Origin of the sequence: Rhodococcus sp. SB1D (assembly GCF_048573875.1) — a bacterium.
GTDB classification, from domain to species: Bacteria; Actinomycetota; Actinomycetes; order Mycobacteriales; family Mycobacteriaceae; genus Rhodococcus_F; species Rhodococcus_F qingshengii.
On record NZ_JBMAIQ010000040.1, the window covers coordinates 1 to 1144 of the forward strand.

Here is a 1144-nt window from a genome sequence, read left to right on the forward strand (position 1 = left end):
CCGCCGCCGCCGCAGAGTGCGGCTGCGCCGATGCCGCCGCCGCGGCGTTGCAGTTCGAGGGCGAGGTGCAGGGCGATGCGGGCGCCGGACATGCCGAGGGGGTGGCCGACGGCGATGGCGCCGCCGTTGACGTTGACCTTGGCGGGGTCGAGGCCGAGTTCGCGGGTGGAGGCGATCCCGACGGCGGCGAATGCTTCGTTGATTTCGACGAGGTCGAGGTCGGTGGGGTCGATGCCTTCCTTCGCGCAGGCTTTGGCGATGGCCCGGGCGGGTTGGGACTGGAGGGTGGAGTCGGGTCCGGCGACGACGCCGTGGGCGCCGATTTCCGCGATCCAGGTCAGGCCGAGTTCTTCGGCTTTGGTTTTGCTCATCACGATCACGGCGGCGGCGCCGTCGGAGATCGGGGAGGCGGAGCCGGCGGTGATGGTGCCGTCCTTGCTGAACGCGGGACGCAGTTTGCCGAGGGATTCGGTGGTGGTGTCGGCGCGGATGCCTTCGTCCTGGGCGAAGACGATGGGCTCGCCCTTGCGTTGGGGGATGGAGACGGGGACGACTTCGTTGTCGAAGAGGCCGTCTTTCCAGGCGCGGGCCGCGTTCTGGTGTGAGGCGGCGGCGAAGGCGTCCTGCTCGGCGCGGGTGATGTGGGCGGTTTCTTGTTGGTTGACTTGTTCGGTGAGCAGGCCCATGGCCTGGTCGGTGAAGATGTCGTGGAGGCCGTCGTAGGCCATGTGGTCGCGGAGGGTGACGTCGCCGTATTTGAAGCCTTCGCGGCTTTTTTCGAGCATGTGGGGTGCGCGGGACATCGATTCCTGCCCGCCGGCGACGACGATGTCGAATTCGCCGGCGCGGATCATCTGGTCGGCGAGGGCGATGGCGTCGATGCCGGAGAGGCACACTTTGTTGATGCTCAGGGCGGGGACGTTCATGGGGATGCCGGCGGCGACGGCGGCTTGGCGGGCGGGCATCTGGCCGGCGCCGGCGGTGAGGACCTGTCCCATGATGACGTACTCGACCTGGTCGGGTGCGACTGAGGACTTGTCGAGGGCGCCCTTGATGGCGATGCCGCCGAGGTCGGACCCGGAGAGGTCTTTCAACGATCCGAGGAGTCGACCCATCGGGGTACGAGCTCCCGCAACAATCACAG

General features: G+C 67.9%; 1 protein-coding gene. It reads right to left on the bottom strand.

What is annotated here, in order from left to right:
- The coding region (locus tag ACN50D_RS31235; protein WP_419970259.1) for an acetyl-CoA C-acetyltransferase at positions 1–1142 on the bottom strand (1142 nt) is incomplete at its 3' end.
- Between the last annotated feature and the right edge of the window lie 2 nt (positions 1143–1144).